Source organism: Stenotrophomonas rhizophila, from assembly GCF_001704155.1.
GTDB classification, from domain to species: Bacteria; Pseudomonadota; Gammaproteobacteria; order Xanthomonadales; family Xanthomonadaceae; genus Stenotrophomonas; species Stenotrophomonas rhizophila_A.
Genome location: NZ_CP016294.1, coordinates 2,989,408 through 3,011,000, shown reverse-complemented (window position 1 = coordinate 3,011,000; position 21,593 = coordinate 2,989,408). Strand labels below are relative to the sequence as shown.

Genomic DNA, 21,593 nt, shown 5'->3' with positions numbered 1-21,593 from the left:
CCGGGTTCCCCGGGAGCCCCTGTTCCATCCTCCCCCTTTGGGGCAGGGGCTCCTTCCTTCTTCCGGAGCATGCCGATGTGGTTGACCCGAGCCCTGTGCTGCGCGTTGTCGCTGCTGATCCTGCCGGTGGGCGCCTCGCGCGCCGGTGATGTGTCCTTCAGCGGCGTGCTGCCCAATGGCGCGGTGTACTCCCAGCGCGTGGAGAGCATGCAGGAACGGCGCTTCCGCAACGTGGTGCGCCAACACACCGATTACAGCTGCGGCGCGGCCGCTTTGGCCACGATCCTGCGTTATGCCTACCACCTGGACGCGGACGAAGGCGCGGTGATCGAAGGAATGATGGGGGTCTCGGACCCTGAACTGGTCCACCAGCGTGGCTTCTCGCTGCTGGACATCAAGCGTTACGTGGAATCGATGGGCATGCGTGGGCGCGGCTACCGCGTCAACGAAGAGCGCCTGCGCTCGCTGCGCGTGCCCGGGTTGGTGTTGATGGATGTACGTGGATTCCGCCACTTCGTGGTCCTCAAGCAGGTCCGCGGTGACGTGGTGGACGTAGCGGACCCGATCCTGGGCAACCGCAGCATACCCGTCAACGAATTTCTCGAATCATGGCCGTCGCGCGCCGTGTTCGTCGTGATCGGTACCGATTTCGACCGCAACACCGTGTTGCTGCAGCCCGGCGAACAGCCCAGTGCGCGTTCGCTGTATGCACGGCAGGGCCCGATCACCGACGCGGAACTGGTGGATTTCGGTTTCACCCATGCCGATCTGTTCTAGGAGGCACCATGAACATCGCAAACTGGACGCACAGTGCATTGCTCGTCGCGCTGCTCGGGGTCGCCCCGGTACACGCCGCCGATGCACCCAAGGCGCAGGAGCAGGGACGCCCCGGCAAGGGATTGAGCGAGATCCCCGACCCGGAACTGAAACTGATGCGTGGCCGCTACACCGTCAACGGCAATGCCGTGGCCTGGTTCGGCGTGACCATGGTTTCGCAATGGCAGGCCGGCAACCAGTCCGCACAGAGCGCGCTGACCCTGGGCATGGATTTCAGCCATGGCGGCAACACGCCCAAAGTGAGCTTCACGCCCAGCGTCACCGTCACCGCGGCCGACGCGCCGCTGCCGGAGACCCCGGGGCGCAGCGTGGATTCCAGCGGCCTGCAGAACGTGGCCGGGCTCACCCAGAGCATCCAGGTGGCCGGTGACAACAACGTGGCCAGCAACGCCACCCAGTTGAACGTGCGCGAAGGCACCGCACCCACCACCACCGAACAGAGCGCCCCGCAGGCCAGCGCGCAACAGGGCGGCGTGAGCGCCGTGGCCCAGCAGGACGGCAACAGCGCCAGCGTGCAGCTGCAGATCCAGGGCGTGGGGCAGGTGCAGCAATGGATCCGCAACGGCAGCGTCGGCCAGAGCATCGCCGTGGCCAGCGATGGCCAATCGGCCAGCAACCGCATGCAGATCGACCTGGTGCGGCAGACCCTGGCCAACAGCGCGTCGCTGAACCAGAACGTGGCCCAGGCGATGAACCTGGTACGCGGCGTAGGCATGGGGCCCGGCCAGTAACACCGGCCGGGTGGGGGGAACGACACCAGAACACAGGGCAAGGAAATGCACACCTCGATATGCACGACACCGCTGGCGCTGGCGGCGCTGGCACTGACCGCGTCAGCTGCGGCAAACGCCCAGGACGCACCGGCCACCCCGGCAGACGAAGCAGACGTAAAAGCACTCATCCAGCAGCTGGAAACGCTCAAAGCCAATTACGCCCAGGAAGTGCGCCGGCTGCGCGAACTGGACATGCAGGTGCAGGCCATGCAGGCCCGCCTGAGCGGCAAGACCGCACCGCTGGCCGGCGCCGCCCCGCCCGAACCGCTGCCCTCGAGCACCCCCGCCGCACCGCCGACCGGCGATGGCTACGCCAGCACCGCCGCCGAAGCGCAGCAGGCCAAAGAAGCCTCGCGCCGCAGCGTCGACGACGTCAAACAACAGACCTCGACCCTGTTCACCCGCCGCTTCACGCTGGAAAACAGCCTCAGCTACGCACGCTACGACCGCAAGCAGCTGACCCTCAACGGCTTCCTCGCCCTCGACGCGATCTTCCTCGGCAACATCGCCATCGAAAACGTCGAGTCCGACACCCTCACCTACAACCTCGCCGCACGCTGGGGCCTCACCCCGCGCCTGGCCCTGAACCTGGACGTGCCCTACCTGGCCCGCAAGACCGTCTTCCAGAAGGGCGGCGCCGGTGGCTCGGCGGCGGCCATCGCCCAGGAAGAAACCACCGGGAACGGCATCGGCGACATCAGCCTCAGTGCCAACTACAAACTGTTCTCCGAAAAAGGCCGCTGGCCCGAAACCGTGTTGACCGTCGGCGCCACCGCCCCCACCGGCCGCGAACCCTACGGCCTGAGCTGGAAAGTACTCGAGCGCGACGACGACGACTTCATCCGCTTCGCCGTGCCCGAACAGCAACCCACCGGCAACGGCGTCTGGCAGGCCAACGTCGGCCTCTCGGCGGTCAAGACCGCCGACCCGGCCATCCTGTTCGCCAACATCGGCTACATCCATTCGTTCGAAAACAGCTTCGACGACCTCGACGCCAACCCCGATACCGTCAACCCCGGTGACGTCAAACTCGGCGGCTCGTATTACTTCGGCGCCGGCGTGGCGTTCGCCTTCAACGAACGCACCAGCCTGAGCATCTCCTTCAGCGACAAGCTCAGCGCCCGCGCCTCCACCCGCTTCAAGGGCGGGCAGTGGGTCAAGATCGTCGGCAGCGACGCCAACGCGGCCACGCTCAACCTGGGCATCACCTACGCACTCAACCAGAACACCACGATCGTGAGCCTGCTGGGGATCGGCCTGACGCCGGATTCGCCGGACTTCACCCTGGCATTCAAGGTGCCGTACATCCTGTAGCGCGCGTATCGACCAACGGTCGATACCTACCGCAGCCGGCAATGCGGAGGGCCGGCAATGCGGAGGGCCGGCAATGCAGAGGGCCGACCAACGGCCGGCGTCAGCGAAGCCCCAGCTTTTCCCATGGCCACCGACCCGATGTCGAAGGGTCGGCGGGGGCGGGTTTGCGGGACCGTAGAGCGCCATGGATGGCGCGAACGTACACGGACGTACTTGCGGCGTGTCCCGCAAACCCGCACCCGCCGGCCCAAAGCCCGTACGTTCGCAAACCAAGGCGTTTGACGTTAGCGCAACTCAGGCAGAGCGAGTTGATGCTTGCGGCAGAGGCGATACACGGTCACACGAGACACCTGCATCGTTCGGGCGCAGGCAGTGATGTTGAACGCGTTATCGCGCAGGGCCTGCAACAAGGCGTCGCGCTCGGCCGCCTGGCGCGCATCGTGCAGCAGCCGCTGCGGCATCTCCACCTGCGGTGGCAGCAGTTCCAGATCGGCCACGTTGATCAGCTCGGCCTCGCTCACGATCGCCGCCCGCTGCACCCGGTTCAACAGCTCGCGCACATTGCCCGGCCAGTTGAACCGCAGCAGCGCCTGCGCCGCTTCCGTCGTGAATCCGCGCGCGCGCGTCACGTGCCGGCGGCGGAAACTGGCCAGGAAATGCTCCGCCAGCAGCACGATGTCGCTGCCGCGGTCGCGCAGCGCCGGCATCGGCAAGCGCAGCACATTGAGCCGGTAGAACAGATCGCGGCGGAACTGCCCGCGCTCCACCGCCTGCTCCAGATCGACGTGCGTTGCCGCCACTACCCGTACATCCACCGCCAGCGGATGATTGCTGCCCACCCGCTCGATCGTGCCTTCCTGCAGCACCCGCAACAGGTTCGTCTGCGCATCCAGCGGCAGGTCGCCGATCTCGTCAAGGAACACCGTGCCCCCGCTGGCCGTCTCGAACAGGCCCAGCCGACGCGTCGCCGCACCGGTGAACGCCCCGCGCTCATGCCCGAACAGTTCCGACTGCACCAGCGCCGCCGGAATCGCCCCGCAGTTCACCGCCAGGAATGGCCGCGCATGGCGCGGTGACAGCGCGTGCAGTGCCTGCGCCGCCAGCTCCTTGCCCGTGCCCGTTTCGCCCGTGACCAGCACCGGCAGTTCCACCGGCGCGAACTTGCGCAACGCCGCCCGTGCCACCTGCAGCACCGCACTGTTCCCGACCAGCGCCTGCGCACCGGCTGGCGAACGCGTCTCGTCGCCGTCCGCCAGGTGCTGCAGCCGCTGCACCAGGCTGGAGAGATCCAGCGGCGCCGTGAACGTCTCCACACACCCCGCCAGCAGCGACTGCAGCGGCGGCGGCGTGGGGTAGGGCCCGGGCGGCAGGATCGCCAGCACGCGCATGTGCCGGTGCTGCTCCAGCAGCGCCTGCAGGTGCTCCACGTTGCCGGGGGCCGCCCCGCGCAGGTCCAGCAGCCCGACCACCACGTCGCTGCCGCGCATGCCGATGGCCACGCATGCATCGCTGGCCACCCCGCGCACCTGCCACCCTTCCGCTGCCAATGCGGCGCGCTCGGCCGCGTGTGGTTGCCCAAACCAGATCACACACCGGGCCGGAAATTCAGGGACTGCCGCCATGCGTCACCTTTACTGGAAAGATCCCGGGCGGTGTCTACTGGTCGGCGTGACCCCGGCGAGCCGCCCCACGCCGGAGTCAACAACCCCTGCCGAAGCCGGCCTGGGCTGGTCGCACGCACTTGGAATTGCTCGAACGACAGTAGGGACAACGCCGGTTGCCCCCGTTACCGGCCACCGGCGCCCATAACGAAAAAGGCCGCTGCACGGGGCAGCGGCCTTCAGGCGGCGGGGCGGGCCGGCCGGCTCAGAGCTCGACGCGGCGGGCCTGCATGAACTTGCCGCTCCAGTAGCCCGAGACCAGGCTGTCCACGCGGACGTCCTTGCCGGTGCTGGGGGCGTGCAGGAAGCGGCCCTCGCCCACGTAGATGCCCACGTGGTCGACCCGACCCCTGCGGCCGAAGAACACCAGGTCACCGGCCGCCAGCGCGTTGCGGTCGTTGATCAGCTCGGCTTCGCCGTCATGGGCCATTTCACGCGAGACGCGCGGCAGGTCGATGCCCAGCGCGGTCTTGAACACGTAGCCGACCAGGCCGCTGCAGTCGAAACCGCTGTCCGGCGAGGTGCCGCCCCAACGGTACGGGGTGCCCAGCAGCGTCATCGCACGGCGCAGCAGCGACTGCACCTTGCCATTGTCGGCGGCGCCACCGACCACGACGCCATTGGCGCCGGAGCTGGCATCGTAGTTGGCCAGCAGGCGGCTCAGGTCGCCGGCGAACATCGCTGAGCGGTCCATGAGCGGAATGGTGTCGTTGGCCGCCAGGTGCGGAAGCAGGGCGGCGAGGGTGGCACTGGCAGCGGCATCGGCCTTGCTGCGGGCCGGCGCGTCAGCCTTGGGCTTGGCGGCGGCGGGGATCTCGGTGGCGGCTACGGTGGCAACCGGAGCAGCATCGACGGTGGTCGTCGGTGCCGTCTGCGCCCAGGCCGGAAGGCTGGCCAGGCAGAGGGCGAAAGCGATAAGAGCGGGGCGGGCAGTGCGCCGGAAAGTGGCGGTCTGGCCTTGGCACGTCAGGTCGGCTGTCGTCACGCGGCGGTCACTGAATAAAAACGATGGGTGATGATGCCGTGTAAGACGTGTGATTTGGTACAAATTTCGTTAAAGTTTCGTTTATATGAACGTGATACAGGTCACATTTTTAGACCTTTGCCCTGTTCATTTCAGTGAAGGACACGTTTCGCGCCTGTGTAGTGCTGCTTCCAGTAGGTGCCGCCGAGCGAATCCAGCCGGACCGTTCCGCCGGTGCTCGGGGCATGCACGAAGCGCCCTTCGCCCACGTAGATGCCGACGTGGAAGACGTTGCCGCGGTCGCCGAAGAACACCAGATCGCCCGGTGCCAGCCGCTGCGGATCGATCTTCGGCCCCTGCACCGCCGCCAGGTCGCGCGAGGTCCGGGGCAGCTTCAGGTCCAGCATTTCCCGGTACACGTAGGCCACCAGCCCGCTGCAGTCAAAGCCCGACTCGGGGGTGTTGCCGCCGTAGCGGTAGGGCGTTCCGACCAGCCCGATGGCGCGCATCAACACCGCATTGGCCGCCTGCGGGTCATTGGGCACCACCGTCGGCCAGACCTGGGTGGAGGCGGCCGGCGCACTCGGGCGGGTGCCCTTGCCACCGCCGCAGGCGGCCAGCAGGGCCAGGGCAAGCACGGCGGCAACCCGGGCAACAGAGCGGTTCAAGCGCGGAACTGGCGTCATGTGCGTGATGTCCGGATAATGCGCGGCCTCAGAAGGCCGTCATGATGGCGGCGTACTTGGCGGGCGACAACCCGTCCCACCCGTCTGCCCTGGCAGCCTCAGCACAAGAGTTCCGCATGAAGATCGAAAAAGACCGCGTCGTCCGCTTCCATTACACCGTCGCCGAGCAGGGCCAGGAGCCGATCGAGAGCTCCAGGGACCGTGACCCGCTGGCGATCCTGATCGGCCACGGCAACATCATCCCGGGCCTGGAAGCCGCCATGCTCGACAAGGAAGCCGGCGCCTCCTTCGAGGTCGATGTGAAGGCCGCCGACGCCTATGGCGAGCGCAAGGAAGGCCTGAGCCAGCGCGTGCCGAAGAAGCACTTCGGTGAAACCCGCCTGGTGAAGGGTCAGCAGGTCGTGCTGCAGACCAACTTCGGCCCGCGCGCCGTGACCGTTGAAAAGGTCGGCATGAGCGTGGTCGACGTGGACCTCAACCACCCGATGGCCGGCAAGGACCTGCACTTCTCGGTCGAGATCGTCGACGTGCGTGAAGCTGCTGCCGCAGAACTCGAGCACGGCCACGTGCACGGCGACGGCGGCCACCAGCACTGAGTGCAGGCCACCGCCTGAGGCAACGGCCCGCTTCGGCGGGCCGTTGCGTATCTGCAGCCCCGAAATGCCGGGCGGCCTGCGTGCTGCGGCGGCATACTGTCCGCCCTGCCAAGCGAGTCGCCCGTGAAGCCTGTTTCCCCCACGCTGCAGCCGGTGGCTGCCGGCGACCGCATCGAAGTCATCGACATCCTGCGCGGAGTGGCGCTGCTGGGCATCCTGTTGATGAACATGGAAGCGCTGAGCGGCCCGCTGGACCTGGCCTTCACCGGCATCGACCCGCACTGGCAGGGGCTGGACTACTGGGTTGATGCCGCCGTCTACGTGCTGGTGCAGGGCAAGTTCTTCACCCTGTTCTCGCTGCTGTTCGGCGCCGGCTTTGCGATCATGGCGCAACGTGCCGAAGCGGCGCGCCGCGACTTCACGACCTTCTACCTGCGCCGCAGTGGCGGGCTGCTGCTGATCGGCCTGTGCCATGCGTTGCTGGTGTGGTCCGGCGACATCCTGGTGATCTACGCGCTGGTGTCGTTGCCGCTGCTGGCCACGCGCGAAGCGCCGCAACGCTGGCTGCCGGCGATGGGCGTGGCCACCTACCTGTGTGCGGCGGCGATGATGCTGCTGCTGGGCGCGATGCTGGGCCTGGTCGGACAGGTCGAAGGCGACAGCGGCGCCCTCGGCTCGGCCATGGCGCAGGGCCAGCAGACCGTCGAACTGCAACGTCAGGCGTATGGCCATGGCAGCTTCGGCCAGGCGGTGGCGCAGCGGGCCAGCGATCTGGGCACGGCCCTGTCCGGGGCGCTGATCATTGGCCCGGAAGTGCTGGGCATGTTCCTGCTCGGCAGCTGGTTCGCACGCAGTGGCGCGCTGGCCGACCCGGCGCGGTTCGAGCGCCTCTACCGTTGGTTGCGGCGCGGCGCGTTGCCGGTTGGACTGCTGTTGATGCTCATCAGCGCGAGCTGGGTGCCGTACCTGGCGCCCGGCACGTTCACCCCCACCACCGGCGCAGCGTATGCGTTGTCGTCGGTGGCCAGCCTGTTGATGTGCCTGGGCTACCTGGCCTGGATCGTGCACTGGCGGCACCGCCTGCGCGTGCTGGCGCCGATGGGGCGGATGGCGCTGACCCAATACATCCTGCAGTCACTGGTCTGCACCTGGCTGTTCTACGGCTACGGGCTGGGTGCGTTTGAAACGATGCCGCGTGCCTGGCAGGTTCCGTTCGCGGTGGCGCTGTTCGCATTGCAGGTGCTGCTCAGCCATGCGTGGCTGCGCCATTTCCGGTTCGGGCCGCTGGAGTGGATCTGGCGCGCGATGACCTACGGGCGTTGGCCAGCGTTGCGCCGATGAAACGATTCGGGCCGCGTCGTCACGTTTGAATCGCGACGTGGCATGGCATGCTGGTGCCCATGACAACGCATTACGACTACGATCTGATCGTGCTGGGCGGTGGCTCCGGTGGCCTGGCCGCCGCCTTCCGCGCAGCGCAGCACGGCAAGCGGGTGGCGATGCTGGAACCGGGCGAACTGGGCGGTACCTGCGTCAACGTCGGCTGCGTGCCGAAGAAGGCGATGTGGCTGGCGGCCGACCTTTCCGGGCGGATCGGCCTGGCCGCGGCGATGGGCTTCGATGTGCCGGCACGACCGGCGCTGGACTGGAAGGAACTGGTGGTGCATCGCCAGGCCTACATCGCCAACATCCATGCCAGTTACCTCAAGCGCCTGAACGACAGCAACGTGGTGCGCGTGCCGCGCAAGGGCAGGCTGCTGGATGCGCACACGGTGGAATGCAGCGATGGCATCCGCATCAGCGGGGAACACGTGCTGCTCGCCACCGGTGCCCACCCGCAGCGCCCGGACATTCCCGGCGCCGAACTGGGGTCGGTGTCGGACGACTTCTTCAACCTCTGCGGCGCCCCCGGGCGCGTGGCGATCGTCGGTGGCGGTTACATCGCCGTGGAACTGGCCGGCCTGCTGCAGGCACTGGGCAGCCGCGTGACGTTGCTGGTGCGCGGCGAACGCCTGCTGGAGCGCTTCGACGCCGAGCTGACCGCACAGTTGGCCGAGAACCTGCGCCACCAGGGCGTGCAGCTGCACTTCAATTACCGGCTGCGCGAACTGCGGCGCGAGGGCGATGATCTCATTGCCTACGGCCACGATGGCCCGGCCGAACCGCGCTTCGACCAGGTGTTCTTCGCGACCGGCCGGCGTGGCAACAGTGCCGGGTTGGGACTGGAGGCACTGGGCATCGTGGTCGGTGACAAGGGCGAGGTCGAGGTTGACGACTGGCAGACCACGGCGGTGCCCAGCGTTCACGCGGTGGGCGATATCGCGGGCAAGGTGGGCCTGACCCCGGTGGCCATCGCCGCCGCCCGCAAGCTGATGGACCGCCTGTTCGGCGGACAGCCGCAGGCGAAGATGGATTACCAGAACATCGCCAGCGTGGTGTTCTCGCACCCGGCACTGGGTGCGGTGGGCTTGAGCGAAGAAGAGGCGCGCGCCCGCCACGATGACGTGCGCATCTACCGCACCAATTTCCGACCGATGCTGCAGGCGCTGGCCGACGGCACCCAACGCAGCCTGTTCAAACTGGTCTGCGTGGGCGAAGAGGAGCGGGTGGTAGGCGTACACCTGCTCGGCGAATCGGCCGACGAGATCCTGCAGGGTTTCGCGGTCGCGGTGAAAATGGGCGTCACCAAGGCCCAGCTCGACGACACCGTCGCCATCCATCCGACATCGTCGGAAGAGGTGGTGTTGATGCGCTGAGGCGTATCAACACCCCCTGGGTAGCTGCCGACCGTTGCTCGGTAGACATCCGCTGATGCGACAATGCGTGGGATGTCGCACGCGCTTCCCACCTCGTCCCCACGCCTTGCCACCTCCGGCATCCTGCTCGCCGCGGTCGGCGCGGTAGCCGCCTCCGGCAAGGCCGTGATCGTCAAACTGGCCTATCGCCACGGCGTGGACGCTACCACGCTGCTGGCATTGCGCATGTTGATGGCGTTCCCGTTGTTCGCATTGCTCGCAGTGTGGTCGGCCCGCCGCGCCACCGCCTTGTCCTGGGCCGACCGGGGGCGGGTGGTGTGGCTGGGCTTCACCGGCTACTACCTTTCCAGCCTGCTCGACTTCCAGGGACTGCAGTACATCAGCGTGACCCTTGAACGGCTGATCCTGTACCTCAATCCCACCCTGGTGCTGCTGATCAGCCTGGTGCTGTTGAAAAAGAAGCCCGGGCGCTGGCAGGTGGCCGCGCTGGTACTCAGCTATCTCGGCGTGCTGCTGGCCTTCGGCCACGACCTGCAGCTGGAAGGCGGGCGCATCGTGCTGGGCAGTGCGCTGGTGTTCGCCAGCGCGCTCAGCTACGCGCTGTACCTGTTCGGCAGCGGCCAGGTGGTGGCGCGGATCGGCGCGATCCGGCTCACCGCCTATGCCAGTTGCGTGGCCTGCGTGCTGTGCGTGCTGCACTTCGCGGTCCTGCACCCGCTGCCGGTGCTGTTCCAGCAGCCGGTGCCGGTGTACTGGCTGTCGCTGGTCAACGCGACGGTCTGCACGGTGCTGCCGGTGCTGGCGATCATGCTGGCGGTGAAGCGGATCGGCTCGTCGCTGGCCGCGCAGGTGGGTATGCTCGGGCCGGTATCCACCATCGTGATGAGTCTATGGCTGCTCGACGAACCCATGGGCCCCTGGCAGATCCTGGGGACGGCGCTGGTGCTGGTCGGCGTGCTGCTGGTCAGCCGCGTGCGCGCGTGAACAAACCCGCGTCGCCGTCCGACGACGCGGTGGACGCTGCCGCCCAGGCGCGCGAGCGCATCCTGGCGGTGATCCGGGCCATTCCGCGCGGGCAGGTAATGGGCTACGGCCAGGTGGCCGCCAAGGCCGGGCTGCCGGGCCGGGCACGACTGACCGCACGGGTGCTGGGCATGAACGACGATCCGGACCTGCCCTGGCACCGGGTGCTGCGCTCGGACGGGCGCATCGCGATGCCGGAAGGCTCGCGTGGCTGGCGCGAGCAGAACCAGCGGCTGCGCGCCGAAGGGGTGGTGATGGAGCGCGGGCGGGTCAAGCACATGCCGCGTGGCAGCGGCGATGACCTGGACGCGGCGGTGTGGGGACCGGGCTAGCCCGTTATGATGGGCGCGGTTCCAAAGGATGCCCCCATGTTCCCGCGACTGCCCACCGTCACCAAGGCACTGTTGATCGCCAACATCGTGCTGTTCCTGCTGCAGCAGCCGTTCCTGCTCGGCAATGGCACGTTCGAGCCGTTCATGCTGCAACCGCTGCGCGGTGGCTTCGACCCGTTCTCGCCGGGTGGCAATTTCCAGCCGTGGCAGCTGCTCACCTATGGGTTCCTGCATGGCAGCTTCGGGCACCTGTTCTTCAACATGCTGGCGCTCTTCATGTTCGGTGCGCCGCTGGAGCAGACCTGGGGCGAGAAGCGCTTCCTGACCTATTACCTGGTGTGCGTGGCCGGTGCCGGCCTGTGCCAGCTGGCCGTGGGGGCCATGATCGCCGACCCGGCCACCGTGCTGGGCGCATCCGGCGGCGTGTTCGGCCTGTTGCTGGCCTACGGCATGCTGTTCCCCAACCAGCGCGTGATGCTGCTGTTCCCGCCCATTCCGATGAAGGCACGCACCTTCGTGATCGTGTTCGGCGTGATGGAACTCGTGCTCGGCGCCACCGGTTGGCAACCGGGCGTGGCCCACTTCGCCCACCTGGGCGGCATGTTGTTCGGCTGGCTGCTGATCCGCTACTGGCGGGGGCAGCCGCCATTCAACCGGCGCCCGCCGGGTGGCCCGAAGCGGCCCAACCACCTGCGCAGCGTGAAGTGATCGCGTAGAACAGCATTGGCCAGGGAGGGCGCACGCATGAAGATCCTGATTCTGGGCGGGTATGGCGTCTTCGGTGGACGACTGGCCCGGTTGTTGTCGGACCTGCCGGACATCGAGCTGTTGATCTGCGGCCGCAACCTGGACGCTGCCCAGGCGTTCTGTGCCAGCTACGCCGGTGCGCCGCGCGTGCACCCGGTGGTGGTGGAGCGGCAGCGCATTGAAGCCGTGCTTGGGGCCGAGCAGCCCGCACTGGTGGTGGATGCCTCCGGACCCTTCCAGGACTATGGCGAACACCGCTATAACGTGATCGAGGCATGCATCGCAGCAGGCATCGATTACCTCGACTTTGCCGACGCGGCCGATTTCGTGTTCGGCGTCGCCCGGTTCGATGCGCAGGCGAGGGCGGCCGGTGTTTTCGTGCTGTCCGGGGTCAGCAGCTTCCCCGTCCTGACCGCAGCGGTGCTGCGCGAGATGGCGCAGCGCATGGACCTGGTATCCGTTGAGGGGGGTATCGCACCATCACCGTATGCGGGCATCGGTCTGAACGTGATGCGCGCGGTGGTGGGCTATGCCGGGGCGCCGGTGAAGCTGCAGCGCGGTGGCCAACCTGGTCATGGGCGCGGCCTTGCAGAAAGCCGGCGGTTCACCATCGCGGTGCCGGGCCGGCTGCCGCTGCGCAACCTGCACTTCTCGCTGGTGGACGTGCCCGACCTGCAGGTGATTCCGCCCGAACACCCGACCCTGACCGACATCTGGATGGGCGCCGGCCCGGTGCCGGAAGTACTGCACCGCGTGCTCAACCTGCTGGCCAGGGCGCGTGCGCGCTTTACCCTGCCGTCGCTGGAGCCGCTCTCGCCATTGTTCTACCGCGTGTTGAACCTGATGAAGTTTGGCGAGCACCGGGGTGGGATGTACGTGCGCGCGCAGGGCATGCGCGACGGGGCGCCCACCACGCTGAGCTGGCACCTGCTCGCCGAAGGCGATGACGGCCCTTACATTCCATCCATGGCGATCGAAGCGGTGATCCGCAAGCTGCTGGCGGGTGAGCGGCCGTTGCCCGGTGCGCGGCCCGCGACCCGGGCGCTGGAACTTACCGACTACCACGCGCTGTTCGAGGGGCGCGCGATCCACACCGGTTTCCGCAGCGACGATGCCGGCGCCAGCCTGTACCGGCAGGTGCTGGCCAGTGCCTACGATGCGCTGCCTGCGCAGGTGCAGGCGCTGCACGACATGTCCGGGCAGCATCGCTGGAGCGGTACAGCGCAGGTGAGTCGTGGCACCGGGTTGGTGTCACGCCTGGTGGCGGCGGTGATCGGTTTTCCGGAAGCGGGCGCCGATGTACCGGTCACCGTGACCTTAATGCCGGAGCAGGGCATCGAGCGCTGGACGCGTGACTTTGGCGGTCGCCGGTTCAACTCGTGGCAACGGCGCGGGACAGGGCGCAACGATGCGCTGCTGGTGGAGCGCTTCGGGGTGATCGAGGTCGCGTTGGCGCTGGTAGTGGAAGGCGAGCGGTTGCTGCTGGTGCCGCGGCGGTGGTCCTGCCTGGGCGTGCCGCTGCCGAAGGCGCTGCTGCCCAGGGGCAACACGTTCGAAACCGAAGTGGACGGCCGGTTCGTGTTCAACGTGGAGATCGCCGCACCCGGGGTGGGGTTGATCGTGAATTACCGGGGCTGGCTGCAGCCCAGCGCGTAGAGCCACGCCCTGCGTGGCTCTACGTGCATGAAAAAGGGCGCCCCTGGGGGCGCCCTCATTCAATCCATCAACGTTTCACTCAGCGCCAGATCTTGATCTGGTCGCTGTCCACGCGCTGCATCGGCTGTCCCGGCTTGCAGCTGAAGGTGGCACCGAAGGCGGGCAGGTTGGACAGCGGCACGTTGGTGCGCCACTTGCCCGGGGCCAGCGTGTCCGCGGTCAACCGCTGCGCGGCTTCGCCCGGCGAGAGCTGCTGCGGCCACAGGCTGGCCCAGGCGCGGAAGAAGCCCTGCTGCGCGGCCGGCTTGGCGGCGGGTTCGGCCGACTGGTAGGCCGCCCATGCCAGTTCCACGCCGGCCAGATCGGCCAGGTTCTCTTCGCGGGTCAGTTCGCCATTGACCTTGGCCCCCTTCACGCCGGGGAAGTCCAGGCTGCTGTACTGCGCGGCCACGCGGTTGCCCAGTAGGTTCCAGGCGGTCTTGTCGGCCGGGGTCCACCAGCTGCGCAGTTCGCCCTTGGAATCGACCAGGGCACCCTTGGCATCGATCGCACGGTTCAGTTCGTGGGCAACCAGCGCACCGAAGCTGCCGTACTTGTCGGCGTTGTCGGCCTTGGCATTGAACACCGGGCCCTGCAGCACGGCGGCGGTGACGATCAGGCGGTTCTGCGCGATGTCATAGGCCAGTGCCGGCTGCTGCGGCAACACATCCCAGCGGCGGTCGGCGTTGCCTTTGCCGATGCGCTTCATTTCTTCGCGATGGCGCCAGGTGGAGGCGATCAGCATGTTGCCGCCGAAGCTGCCACGGCCCATCGGCTGCACGCTGTAATCGAGGTCGCGCAGCGGCGTGCCGATCTCGATCTTCAGCGCGGCCAGCTTGGCCTGTGCTTCGGTCTTGGCTTCCGGGCTCAGCCAGCCGCTGGCCTTGACCGCCTCGATCTGCGTTTCGCGGATCTTGTCGACGATCACGGCGGCCTGGCGGCGATCGTCGGCCGACAGGTAACGTGCGGCATATTCACGGCCGACCATCGGGCCGGCGGCCACGTTCATCGCATCCAGCACCTGCTCCCAGCGGGCCGGGGCGATGGTTTCGCCACGGATCACGCGGCCGCGGAATTCAAACTCCGCATCGCGGTAGGCCTTGGACAGGTAGGGGGCCATGGCATCGCCCACGCGCCAGCGCAGATAGGCCTTCCACTGGTCCGGCTTGATCCGGGTGACCATGCCGTCGAGCGCCTTGAACAGCTCCGGGTCGGACAACGAGACCAGGTCGTCGTTGACGCCCTGCGCCTTCAGGAACGCATCCAGCTGCAGGTTGCGGAAGCGGCTGTTGAGTTCCTTGGTGGAAATCGGCGCGTAGTTGTTGAACGGGTTGTTGATGCCGGCCAGCGACTGCGCATTGCGCGCCAGCTCGGTTTCCAGCGCGATCACCGCCTGCGATTCGGCCTCCAGCTTGTCGGCCGGGGTGCCGGTCAGGGCCAGGATCTGCTTCACGTACGCACGGTAACGGCCCATCAGCGCCACGGTATCGGCGTCGGTGCGGGTGTAGAAGGCCGGGTCGGGCAGGCCCATGCCGCCCTGCATGAAGTAGCCGATGTGGCGATCCAGCGCCTTCAGGTCCACGTCCGGGGCGAAGTTGAAGGCCACCGGGATGCCGACCTGGTGCAGCGCGGCAATCGAGGCCGGCACATCCTTGGCCTTCTTGATGGCGTTGATGCGGGTCAGCAGCGGCGCGATCGGGGCCGAGCCGTCGGCTTCCACGGCCGCTTCATCCAGGCCGCTGGCCCAGAAGTCGCCCAGCAGCTTCTGCACGTTGCCCTGCGGTGCCTTCATCGCGCCATCCAGCAGCTCGCGCTGCTGCACGCGGGTACGCTCGGCGAGCTGGCCAATGGCGGTGGTGGCACCGGTCTGCGGCACCGGGTTGGCCTTCAGCCAGCCGGCATTGGTGGCGTCATGGAAGTCGCTGCACTGCGCGCTCACGGCGGGCGCACGGCTGGCGGCCTTCTTCTTCGGGGCGGCGGAGGCGTCGGTGACGACCAGGGTGGCCAGGCCCAGGCCTAGGGCGATGGCAAGCGGACGAAGGTTGGGCATGCGAAACAAATCCAGGAGGATTGAAGACCGCGGAACTATAGCAAGCCCGCATGAAAACGCGGCATTCACCGACGCCGACGGTAGCCCCGGCCGTTGGCCGGCAACCGGGCAAACAAAAAGGCCCGGGAAAATCCCGGGCCTTTCTGCTTCACGCCACCGCGTGAACGATTACCAGATCACCACCTGCTTGTCGCCGGCGCGCACCATCGGCGTACCCGGCTTGCACTCGAACGCGGCCGCGAAGGTCGGCAGGTTCGACGGCGCGCCCATGGCACGGAACGCAGCCGGAGCGTGCGGGTCGGTGGCCAGGCGGACCTTGGCGTTCTCCGGGGTGTACTTGGTGCGCCACACGGTGGCCCAGTTGAAGAAGAAGCGCTGGTCGCGGCTGAAGCCGTCCACCTTCGGGTCTTCCTTGCCGGCGCTGGCCTTCTGCAGGGCGTCGTAGGCAGTGGCCAGGCCGCCCAGGTCGGCGATGTTCTCGCCCAGGGTCAGCTTGCCGTTGACCGCCTGGTCGCCGACCTTGTAGCCGTCGAACTGGTTCACCAGCTTACCGGTCAGCCCGCTGAAGTTCTTGGTGTCCGCATCGGTCCACCAGTTCTCGAAGTTGCCGGTCGGCCCGAAGCGGCTGCCCTGGTCGTCGTAGCCGTGGGTCATTTCGTGGCCGATCACCGCACCAATGCCGCCGTAGTTCAGCGCGTCGTCGGCCTTCGGGTCGAAGAACGGCGGCTGCAGGATGGCGGCCGGGAACACGATCTCGTTCTGCAGCGGGTTGTAGTAGGCGTTGACCGTTTGCGGGGTCATGCCCCACTCGGTCTTGTCCACCGGCTTGCCGATCTTGCCCAGCGCGAACTTGTAGTTGAATTCGTTGGCCGCGCGCACGTTGCCGAAGTAGCTGTCACGGCCGGTGCTCAGGCCGCTCCAGTCGCGCCACTTGTCCGGATAGCCGATCTTCGGGGTGAAGGTTTCCCACTTGGCGATCGCCTTGGCCTTGGTCTCATCGCTCATCCAGGTCAGGCCCTGAATGCGTTCCTTGAGCGCGGCGGCCAGGTTCTTCACCAGCTCTTCCATCTTGGCCTTCGACTCGGGCGAGAAGGCGACCTTGACGTACAGCTGGCCGAAGGCTTCACCGGCATCGTTTTCGATGGTGCCCAGCACGCGCTTCCAGCGCGGCTTCATTTCCTTCTGGCCGTTGAGGGTCTTGCCGTAGAACTCGTAGTTTTCCTGGGCGAAGGTGTCAGCCAGGAACGGCGACGCCGAATCCACGGTGTGGAAGCGCAGGTACGAACGCCACACCGACGGGTCGGTGTCGCCCAGCGCCTTGCTCACTTCCTGGTGGAAGCTGGGAATGGCCAGCGAGAACTTCTCCGGCGCGGCAATGCCCTGCGCTTCGAAGAACCGGCTCCAGCTGAAGTTCGGGGTCAGCTTGTCGGCGTCGGCCACGGTGACCGGGTTGTAGTACAGCGAGACATCGCGCGAGAGCTGTTCGCTGGACTTGGAGGCCTTGGCCAGGCGGGTTTCGAACTTGACCACGTCCGCGGCCTGCTTGGCGGCGTCGGCAGCGGCCACGCCGGACAGTTCCAGCACCTTGGCCACGTGCGCCTGGTAGGCCTTGAGCTTGTCGGCGTTCTTGGCGTCGGTGTAGTACGTGGTGTCCGGCAGGCCCAGGCCGCCCTGGCTGGCGTAAGCCATGTTCATGCTGGAGTTCTTGAAGTCCGCTTCCGGACCGAACCCGAACAGCACGTTTTCGCCCTTGGCGGCGGTGGTGCGCAGGTAGTTGGCGATGGCGTCCTTGTCCTGCAGGCCGTCGATGGCCGCCAGGTCAGCCTTGATCGGCTCGATGCCCTGCGCGTTGATCTTGGCTTCGTCCATGCCGGTGGCCCAGAAGTCGCCGACGATCTTTTCGATGCCGGTCGGGTTCTTCACCGCTGCGACCTGTTCGGCCAGCTGGTGCTGCACGGCGACCGAGCGCTCGTCCAGGATGGTGAAGGCGCCCCAGCTGGTGCGGTCGCCCGGGATTTCATTGGCGGCCAGCCACTTGCTGTTCACGTAATCACCGAACGCGGTGCAGGCGTCCAGGCTCTTGTCCAGGTCGGACGGGTGGAAGGCGTTGTAGGCCGGCAGCTTGGCTTCGTCGAGCTTGAACTCGGTGGCGGCCGGGGCGGCGGCGGTCGGGGTGGCGGTGGAGGCCGCGCTGTCCGTAGCCGGGGTTTCGTTCTTGCCGCAGCCGACCAGCGCGGCCGAAACGGCCAGGGTCAGCAGGACAATCTTGGGAGTACGAGAGATCACTAGTATGGCCTCCGGGCCGAAGAATCTTTCAGGAAGGCCCCCCTGATGGGGGCCGTGGGCCAGACGATACGCCGCTGGCCCGGCCTGCAAGGGTGTCGAAGGTCATGTATACAGCGAGCATGGACACTTCAACGACGCGTGCTTGGGATGCAGTCATCATCGGCGGCGGGCACAACGGCCTGGTCTGCGCGGCCTACCTGGCCCGGGCCGGGCAGCGGGTGCTGGTGCTGGAACGGCGGCCGGTAGTGGGCGGGGCGGCGGTCACCGAGGAGTTCCATCCCGGTTTCTGCAATTCGGTGGCTTCCTATACGGTGTCGCTGCTGCAGCCGCGCATCATCCAGGCCTTGGCGCTGGCCGAGCACGGGCTGCGGGTGGTGCCGCGGCGGATCAACAACTTCCTGCCGCTGGACGGCGATTACCTGTTGGCCGGTGCCGGGCTGACCCGCTCGGAGGTGGCGCGCTTTTCCGCACGTGATGCCGAGCGCCTGCCGGCCTTCGAGCAGCGCCTGGAGGCATTCGCCGATGTGCTGCGCGATCTTGCGCTGCAGGCGCCGCCCAACGTGGGGGAAGGCCATTGGCTGACCCAGCTGCCGGCGCTGTGGCAGGCCGGCCAGCTCGGCAGGCGGCTGCATGGGCTGGCGCCGGCGTTGCGCCAGGAACTGCTGGACCTGTTCACCATCTCGGCCTCGGAATACCTGGACCGCTGGTTCGAGAGCGAGCCGATCAAGGCGCTGTTCGGGTTCGACGGCATCGTGGGCAACTACGCCAGCCCGGAGGCGCCCGGCTCGGCCTACGTGCTGCTGCACCACGCCTTTGGCGAGAGCAACGGAGTGAAGGGCGCCTGGGGCCACGCCATCGGCGGCATGGGCGCCATCACCCAGGCGATGGCGCGCTCGGCCATCGCCGCCGGGGCGAGCATCCGTACCGACAGCGGCGTGCGCAGGGTCGTCGTCGAGCAGGGCCGCGCGGTAGGGGTGGAAACGCTGCAGGGCGACGTCATCCGCGCCCGCAGGGTGGTGGCCAATGTCAATCCCAAGCTGTTGTACGAACAGCTGCTCGCGCCTGGGGAGGTGCCACTGGCCACCCGCGAGCGCATGGCGAACTGGCGCTGCGGTTCAGGCACGTTCCGCATGAACGTCGCGCTGTCCGGCCTGCCCTCGTTCTCCGTGCTGCCCGGGGCAGGGGACCACCTCACGGCCGGCATCATCATGGCGCCCACGCTGGCTTACATGGACCGCGCCTACCGCGATGCGCGCCAGCACGGCTGGTCACGCGAACCAATCGTGGAAATGCTGATCCCGAGTACGCTGGACGATTCGCTGGCGCCGCCCGGCCAGCACGTGGCCAGCCTGTTCTGCCAGCACGTGGCCCCGGTGCTTTCCGGCGGGCGCAGCTGGGATGACCACCGCGACGAAGTGGCCGACCTGATGATCGCAACGGTCGAGAAGCACGCGCCGGGATTCAGCGCATTGGTGCTGGGCCGGCAGGCGCTCAGTCCGCTGGATCTTGAGCGCACCTTCGGGCTGATCGGCGGCGACATCTTCCATGGCGCGCTCAGCCTCAACCAGCTGTTCAGCGCCCGGCCGATGCTGGGACAGGCCGACTACCGCGGTGCCCTGCCGGGCCTGTACCTGTGCGGTTCGGGGACGCATCCGGGTGGCGGCGTCACCGGCGCGCCGGGACACAACGCGGCACAGGCCATTCTTCGCGAATAAAAAGAGGCCACCCGAAGGTGGCCGATAATCATCGGGAGCACCCGACCGTGGGTCGGGTGCCCCTCAGCGGCGATTACAACCCGCCGCCACCACACCCCTTGCCCAGGTAATCATCGATCAGCCGCAGCTGGTCGCCCATGATCGCGCGCGTCCAGGCCGGGCCATGCGCGTAATCGGCGATTTCGTGGTACTCCACCGGCTGGCCGGAATTCTTCGCCTTGGCCACGAACCATTCGGACTGTTCGATCGGCACGGTGCGGTCGCGGTCGCCGTGGTAGACCATCAGCGGGATCTTCATCTCGCCGGCCTTGTCCAGCGGGTTCAGACCGTCCACCGTCTTGGCCTGGGCCTGGCGGAAGAACGGGTTGGTGTAGAACCGCGACCAGATCTTCTTGATGTCCGAAACGCCGGCACCGGCAATGGCGCACTTGTACAACCCGTTGGGCCGCACCGATGCGGCGAATGCCGAATAGCCACCGTAGGAGAAGCCGAACATGGCGATGTGGCCGGGCTGGGCGATCTTCTGGTCGATCATCCACTTGGCGCCATCATCCTTGTCGTCCTGCATCTTCTGGCCCCACTCGGCATCGCCGGCCATCCACAGCTTGCGGCTCCAGTCGGCCGAACCGCGGAACTGCGGGCGCAGCACCGCCATGCAGCGCGATGCCATCAGCGGCACCCACATGGAACCGTCGAAGTCCATGCCATCGCGCGCCCACGGACCGCCGTGCGGGTGCACAACGGCCTTCCACGGACCGGCACCGCACAGTTCGGTGTTCGGGGTGGTCAGGAAGGCGGGAATGTCCAGCCCGTCGCGCGCCTTGTAATAGACCAGCTTGGTCGTGCCCAGCGCGGCCGGGTCGATCTGCGGGTAGGACTTGGCCAGCTCGGTCAGCTGCCCGTTGTTGAACAGGTAGTAGGTGGGCGGGTCGGACGGGCCGGACACCACCACCAGGAACGTCTTGAGGTTGGCGCTGTAGTCCAGCAGGCGGATCGACCTGCCACCGTCGAGCTGGGTGGTGGCGCGCTGGCCCGTGCTCGGATCGACCAGGGTGACCTCGCTTGCCTGGATGCCCAGAGCCTGGCGCAGGCCCTGTTCCAGCGCCTTGAAGGTCGGATCGGTCCACTGGATCTCGTTCTCGCGCGGGCCGCTGTAGCCAACGCCGAGCAGTGCGCCGAACGGCACGCCGTCCACGTTCTTGTAGCGGTTCAGCACCACGGTGCCGGCATTGAAGAACTTGTGCTCGAACAGCACTTCCTTCTGCTTGCGCGCGGCGATGTCGTATTCGTAGATGACCGTCTTGTCGCGGCCCACGTTGCTCTGGATGAACGCGATGTTCGGGTCATCGGCAAAGCCGACCACCTGGTTGATGTCGCGATCCTTCACGTGCGAACGGAAGTGTTCTTCCCAGGAACCGGTAGCGGGGTTGCGGAATTCAGTGGCGATATACGCACCGGTGCCATCCACGTCCTGGCGCAGGCGCGCGCGCAGTTCGCTGTTGAGATCGGTGACATAGCCGGCCACGCGCTCTTCGGTTTTCTGGATGCGCTGGGAGGTGAAGCTGCGCAGGTTCACCTTGTACACGTCACCGGAATTGCTGCCCGAACCGTTCACCACCAGGATGTGGTCCGGGTCGTTGGGCAGGGTATCGAGCACGGTGGAGTTGGACAGGGCCTGCTCCAGTTCTTCGTTGCGGCTGGTGGCGCGGGCCGGGCTGATCGGCTCCTTCCACTGCTTGCCTTCGATGTCGGTGATGAAGAACTTGCTGATGAAGGTCTTGTTGACCCGGTCGGTACGCAGGTCGTAGGGCTGCCACAGGGTGACGGCCAGCAGGCCGTTCTTGATGAAGCTCACGCTCTGGAACTTCATGCGGCCGGCACCGATGACGGTGGGCGCCTTGTCCAGGGCGTTGGTTTCCCAGACCACGATGACGCGCTCTTCGCCATTGGCGCGCAGGCCGGCGATGTGCTTGCCGTCAGGGGAGAGGGACAGGCTGGAAATGGCCGGGAAGGCGGCCATCTGCTCGATGGTCGGTGCCACCGGCTTGGCGTGCAGGAGCGAGGAAGCACTGGCCAGGGCGGCCAGCAGAAGAATCCGTTTCATTGATGACCTCTGTTCGTGGAGCGGGCCGACCACCGGTTTACCAGGGCCGGAAAC

General features: G+C 67.1%; 17 protein-coding genes. 11 read left to right on the top strand and 6 right to left on the bottom strand.

Annotation, left to right across the window (positions count from 1 at the left end):
• Nucleotides 1-75: 75 nt before the first annotated feature.
• The 3 genes from BAY15_RS13470 to BAY15_RS13460 are packed head-to-tail and all read left to right on the top strand — an operon-like array spanning nt 76 to nt 2,924.
• Nucleotides 76-777 carry a C39 family peptidase gene (locus tag BAY15_RS13470; protein WP_068853514.1) on the top strand — a complete coding sequence of 234 codons (702 nt, stop codon included), beginning with the start codon at nt 76-78 and terminating at the stop codon, nt 775-777.
• Between the two features lie 8 nt (nt 778-785).
• Entirely contained in the window at nt 786-1,568 is a 783-nt protein-coding gene (locus tag BAY15_RS13465; protein ID WP_068853512.1) for a hypothetical protein, read from the top strand.
• Between the two features lie 45 nt (nt 1,569-1,613).
• Entirely contained in the window at nt 1,614-2,924 is a 1,311-nt protein-coding gene (locus tag BAY15_RS13460) for a transporter (RefSeq protein WP_068853510.1), read from the top strand.
• A 284-nt stretch (nt 2,925-3,208) separates the two neighbouring features.
• Here BAY15_RS13460 and BAY15_RS13455 read toward each other — a convergent pair whose 3' ends face one another.
• From BAY15_RS13455 to BAY15_RS13445, 3 genes are all read right to left on the bottom strand, one after another.
• Nucleotides 3,209-4,546 carry a sigma-54 interaction domain-containing protein gene (locus tag BAY15_RS13455; RefSeq protein ID WP_068853508.1) on the bottom strand — a complete coding sequence of 446 codons (1,338 nt, stop codon included), beginning with the start codon at nt 4,544-4,546 and terminating at the stop codon, nt 3,209-3,211.
• Between the two features lie 244 nt (nt 4,547-4,790).
• Nucleotides 4,791-5,570 carry a C40 family peptidase gene (locus BAY15_RS13450; protein ID WP_068853506.1) on the bottom strand — a complete coding sequence of 260 codons (780 nt, stop codon included), beginning with the start codon at nt 5,568-5,570 and terminating at the stop codon, nt 4,791-4,793.
• A gap of 131 nt (nt 5,571-5,701) precedes the next feature.
• Nucleotides 5,702-6,235 carry a C40 family peptidase gene (locus tag BAY15_RS13445; RefSeq protein ID WP_083214188.1) on the bottom strand — a complete coding sequence of 178 codons (534 nt, stop codon included), beginning with the start codon at nt 6,233-6,235 and terminating at the stop codon, nt 5,702-5,704.
• Nucleotides 6,236-6,351: 116 nt separating this feature from the next.
• Here BAY15_RS13445 and BAY15_RS13440 point away from each other — a divergent pair, with 116 nt between their 5' ends.
• From BAY15_RS13440 to BAY15_RS13410, 7 genes are all read left to right on the top strand, one after another.
• Nucleotides 6,352-6,831, top strand: a complete 480-nt coding sequence (locus tag BAY15_RS13440) for an FKBP-type peptidyl-prolyl cis-trans isomerase (protein ID WP_068854722.1) — start codon at nt 6,352-6,354, stop codon at nt 6,829-6,831.
• A 96-nt stretch (nt 6,832-6,927) separates the two neighbouring features.
• Entirely contained in the window at nt 6,928-8,172 is a 1,245-nt protein-coding gene (locus BAY15_RS13435; RefSeq protein ID WP_068853504.1) for a DUF418 domain-containing protein, read from the top strand.
• Nucleotides 8,173-8,231: 59 nt separating this feature from the next.
• Entirely contained in the window at nt 8,232-9,587 is a 1,356-nt protein-coding gene (gene gorA, locus BAY15_RS13430; protein WP_068854720.1) for a glutathione-disulfide reductase, read from the top strand.
• A gap of 63 nt (nt 9,588-9,650) precedes the next feature.
• A complete protein-coding gene (locus BAY15_RS13425; RefSeq protein ID WP_068853502.1) occupies nt 9,651-10,571 on the top strand; it encodes a DMT family transporter in 921 nt (306 codons plus the stop codon).
• Nucleotides 10,568-10,942: an MGMT family protein gene (locus BAY15_RS13420; protein ID WP_237334261.1), complete on the top strand. Its 375-nt coding sequence runs from the start codon at nt 10,568-10,570 to the stop codon at nt 10,940-10,942. The genes BAY15_RS13425 and BAY15_RS13420 overlap by 4 nt, the downstream gene beginning before the upstream one ends.
• Before the next feature lie 36 nt (nt 10,943-10,978).
• Nucleotides 10,979-11,650, top strand: a complete 672-nt coding sequence (locus tag BAY15_RS13415; protein ID WP_068853500.1) for a rhomboid family intramembrane serine protease — start codon at nt 10,979-10,981, stop codon at nt 11,648-11,650.
• A 36-nt stretch (nt 11,651-11,686) separates the two neighbouring features.
• Nucleotides 11,687-13,345 carry an SDR family oxidoreductase gene (locus tag BAY15_RS13410; protein WP_068853498.1) on the top strand — a complete coding sequence of 553 codons (1,659 nt, stop codon included), beginning with the start codon at nt 11,687-11,689 and terminating at the stop codon, nt 13,343-13,345.
• A 79-nt stretch (nt 13,346-13,424) separates the two neighbouring features.
• Here BAY15_RS13410 and BAY15_RS13405 read toward each other — a convergent pair whose 3' ends face one another.
• Nucleotides 13,425-15,434: a M13 family metallopeptidase gene (locus BAY15_RS13405; protein WP_068853496.1), complete on the bottom strand. Its 2,010-nt coding sequence runs from the start codon at nt 15,432-15,434 to the stop codon at nt 13,425-13,427.
• Between the two features lie 168 nt (nt 15,435-15,602).
• Nucleotides 15,603-17,717 (bottom strand): M13 family metallopeptidase, encoded by a 2,115-nt coding sequence (locus BAY15_RS13400; protein ID WP_208856151.1) that lies wholly within the window; start codon nt 17,715-17,717, stop codon nt 15,603-15,605.
• Between the two features lie 122 nt (nt 17,718-17,839).
• Between BAY15_RS13400 and BAY15_RS13395 the strand changes: the two genes are divergently transcribed.
• Nucleotides 17,840-19,435: a phytoene desaturase family protein gene (locus tag BAY15_RS13395; protein ID WP_068853491.1), complete on the top strand. Its 1,596-nt coding sequence runs from the start codon at nt 17,840-17,842 to the stop codon at nt 19,433-19,435.
• Nucleotides 19,436-19,508: 73 nt separating this feature from the next.
• Here BAY15_RS13395 and BAY15_RS13390 read toward each other — a convergent pair whose 3' ends face one another.
• Complete coding sequence (locus BAY15_RS13390) at nt 19,509-21,539, bottom strand: alpha/beta hydrolase family protein (protein WP_068853489.1); 2,031 nt, start codon at nt 21,537-21,539, stop codon at nt 19,509-19,511.
• Between the last annotated feature and the right edge of the window lie 54 nt (nt 21,540-21,593).

Bases quoted from the DNA above. Each gene is read 5' to 3' on its own strand.
- BAY15_RS13470 (WP_068853514.1), top strand. From the start codon at position 76: ATGTGGTTGACCCGAGCCCTGTGCTGCGCGTTGTCGCTGCTGATCCTG.
- BAY15_RS13465 (WP_068853512.1), top strand. From the start codon at position 786: ATGAACATCGCAAACTGGACGCACAGTGCATTGCTCGTCGCGCTGCTC.
- BAY15_RS13460 (WP_068853510.1), top strand. From the start codon at position 1,614: ATGCACACCTCGATATGCACGACACCGCTGGCGCTGGCGGCGCTGGCA.
- BAY15_RS13455 (WP_068853508.1), bottom strand. From the start codon at position 4,546: ATGGCGGCAGTCCCTGAATTTCCGGCCCGGTGTGTGATCTGGTTTGGG.
- BAY15_RS13445 (WP_083214188.1), bottom strand. From the start codon at position 6,235: ATGACGCCAGTTCCGCGCTTGAACCGCTCTGTTGCCCGGGTTGCCGCC.
- BAY15_RS13440 (WP_068854722.1), top strand. From the start codon at position 6,352: ATGAAGATCGAAAAAGACCGCGTCGTCCGCTTCCATTACACCGTCGCC.
- gorA (WP_068854720.1), top strand. From the start codon at position 8,232: ATGACAACGCATTACGACTACGATCTGATCGTGCTGGGCGGTGGCTCC.
- BAY15_RS13425 (WP_068853502.1), top strand. From the start codon at position 9,651: ATGCGTGGGATGTCGCACGCGCTTCCCACCTCGTCCCCACGCCTTGCC.
- BAY15_RS13415 (WP_068853500.1), top strand. From the start codon at position 10,979: ATGTTCCCGCGACTGCCCACCGTCACCAAGGCACTGTTGATCGCCAAC.
- BAY15_RS13410 (WP_068853498.1), top strand. From the start codon at position 11,687: ATGAAGATCCTGATTCTGGGCGGGTATGGCGTCTTCGGTGGACGACTG.
- BAY15_RS13405 (WP_068853496.1), bottom strand. From the start codon at position 15,434: ATGCCCAACCTTCGTCCGCTTGCCATCGCCCTAGGCCTGGGCCTGGCC.
- BAY15_RS13395 (WP_068853491.1), top strand. From the start codon at position 17,840: ATGGACACTTCAACGACGCGTGCTTGGGATGCAGTCATCATCGGCGGC.
- BAY15_RS13390 (WP_068853489.1), bottom strand. From the start codon at position 21,539: ATGAAACGGATTCTTCTGCTGGCCGCCCTGGCCAGTGCTTCCTCGCTC.